Below are 2537 nucleotides of genomic sequence, written 5' to 3'. Positions count from 1 at the left end.
TCAACGTCAAAAAATCCCGCCTGCTTCACGATCCATACTCCAATCAACGCAAGGAAAATGGAATCACAGAGCAGACCTCAAAACCAGAGGGTTTTTCGAACCCTCCAGGTGTGGACTGGCACAATCCGCAGAAAACATGGAGACCTGAACTGGCGGGATGATAAAAACTGCGCCAGGTCAGCATATACTGGTACGCTTTTGAGCGCCCATGTGATCAACTGTCTTCATGACGGGAGATACGGACGACATCATCGCCTTGCGAGCGGCGCTTGCCGCTGCCGAGGCGCGTGCCCAGGTCGCGGAAGCCCGAGCGGCCAGCGCCGAAGCGCAGATCGCCCACCTCAAACATCTTATCGCGCGGATGCGCCAGGATCGTTTCGGCGCCTCGTCGGAGCGAGGACGCCGCCTGCTGGCCCAACTCGAACTCGAACTGGAAGAGTTGGAGACGACACTCGCCGAGGACGCGCCCGAAAACGCCGCGGATCCCGCCGTCCGTGCGACAGCCCCCTGGAGCAACCGGGGACGCCAGCCGCTGCGTGCCGATCTGCCGCGCGAGCGGGTCGTCATCCCCGCACCGACACAGTGTCCGTGCTGTGGCAGCGATCGTCTGAGCAAACTGGGGGAGAGCGTCACCGAGACGCTGGAGGTGATCCCGCGCCAGTTCAAGGTCATACAGACGGTGCGGGAGAAGTTCACCTGCCGGGACTGCGAGAGCATCACCCAGCCACCCGCCCCCTTCCATCCGATCGCGCGCGGACGCGCCGGCCCATGGCTGCTGTCGACCATCCTGTGCGACAAATTCCTGCAGCATCTGCCGCTGAACCGCCAGAGCGAAGCCTTTGCCCGCGAAGGGATCGATCTCGACACGTCGACATTGGCCGACTGGGTGGGGGCCTGCACCGCGACGTTGGCCCCCCTGACTGCGCTGATCCGGGCGCATGTGCTGGCGGCACAACGCCTGCACGCGGACGACACCATCGTGCCGGTTCTGGCCAAAGGCCGGACAGTCACCGGACGATTGTGGAATTATGTGCGCGACGATGGCCCGTTTGGAGGCACAGCACCCCCAGCCGCCTGGTTCCGTTATTCCCGGGACCGCAAGGGCGAGCATCCCACGGACCATCTCACGGGCTGGACCGGCATCGTGCAGTCAGACGCCTATGCGGGATATAACGCTCTGGCGAAGCCGGGACGTCAGCCTGCGCCAGTGATCTCAGCCGGGTGCTGGGCGCATGGACGCAGGGGATTGTTCAAAATCGCCGAGAGGGACAAGGCGCCCCTCGCCATAGAGGCAGTAGGCAGGATCGACGCCATATTCCAGGCCGAGCGCACCATCAACGGTACGCCCCCGGAACATCGGCTGGCAGTCCGTCAAACAGACATAGCGCTTCTGGTCGACGATCTGTTCGACTGGATGCGGGAGTGTTGCCGGCGCATGTCGACCACAAATCCCGTCGCCCAGGCCATGAACTATTTTCTACGGCGTGCCGATACATTCACACGATTCCTCACTGATGGCCGGATCTGCCTGACAAACAATGCGGCCGAACGTGCCCTGCGTGGCGTCGCTCTCGGAACGGGCATGGCTGTTCGCTGGTTCCGATCGTGGCGGAGAGCGCGCCGCCGCCATGTATTCCCTGATCGTCACCGCGCGCCTGAACGATGTCGATCCCCAGGCATGGCTCGCCGATGTCCTGGTACGGATCAATGACATCCCCAATCCACGCCTCCATGAACTCCTGCCATGGCACTGGAAGGTCGGATCTGCCACTCTGGCGGCATGACAGCGCTCCACAGCTTTAACGAAATCGCATCCATGCGTATCGAACTGACGGATACCGCGCCCCTGATCTGGCGTGAGGTTGACGTTCCGACCTCGCTGACGCTCAGGACGCTGCATGAGGTCATTCAGGTGACGATGGGATGGCTCGATTACCATCTGTGGGAATTCACGGTCGGTGATCAACGCTACGGCTTGTCTGATAACGAAGACTGGGGTGGGCTGCCACGCCGGGACGCCGCCAAAACCCGACTGCGCGATCTTCTGACAGCATCCCGTCTCGAAATGGTCTACGAATATGACTTCGGTGACGGATGGCGCCATCGCCTCCTCATCAACAATGTCCGCCAGGGAAAGGTCAGGGAAGGGTACCCCAGATACATCGCCGGCCAATATGCCTGTCCGCCAGAAGACTGCGGCGGCATTCCCGGATTCTGTCACATGCTTGAAGCCCGGGCCGATCCCGACCATCCAGACCATGACGAAGTCAGTGACTATCTCGAAGATTGGGACCCCAACGAGATCGATGAGCTTCCGCTCAGAAACGCCCTGGACCGCATCGCCAACAGACGCAACGCTGTCCGCACAAGACTCAACAAGACCATGAAATCCAGTTCCTGAGTCGCGTCTCACGCCGGATGCTTACTTCCTCGCCGCGCTGGCCGAAATCGAAGTCGCCGAACGCAATGCCCGCCGGATCGGGCGTCATCTCCAGCAGTCAGGTCTCCCTGGCGGCAAGACCTTCGCCACGTTCGAT

2 protein-coding genes are annotated in these 2537 nt (G+C 61.6%); both read left to right on the top strand.

Annotated features, from left to right (window positions below):
• The first annotated feature begins 226 nt into the window (after window positions 1-226).
• Window positions 227-1784, top strand: a protein-coding gene (tnpC, locus tag HLH48_RS22660) for an IS66 family transposase (RefSeq protein WP_182999706.1) whose coding sequence is annotated in 2 segments (ribosomal slippage) — window positions 227-1578 and window positions 1577-1784 — 1560 coding nt in all. Because the reading frame shifts where the segments join, the coding sequence is not laid out codon by codon here.
• The gene (locus HLH48_RS22655; protein WP_246387733.1) at window positions 1745-2401 is read left to right on the top strand and encodes a plasmid pRiA4b ORF-3 family protein; all 657 of its coding nucleotides are present in this window, start codon (window positions 1745-1747) and stop codon (window positions 2399-2401) included. Before tnpC ends, HLH48_RS22655 begins: the two co-directional genes overlap by 40 nt.
• The last annotated feature ends 136 nt before the right edge of the window (window positions 2402-2537 follow it).

Source organism: Gluconacetobacter sacchari (genome assembly GCF_014174255.1).
GTDB lineage: Bacteria > Pseudomonadota > Alphaproteobacteria > Acetobacterales > Acetobacteraceae > Gluconacetobacter > Gluconacetobacter sacchari.
Note: the sequence above shows the minus strand (reverse complement) of the source record. Positions and strands in the feature narration are given on the sequence as shown.

Coding starts and splice junctions, on each gene's coding strand:
- HLH48_RS22655 (WP_246387733.1), top strand. CDS start 1,745: ATGGCACTGGAAGGTCGGATCTGCCACTCTGGCGGCATGACAGCGCTC.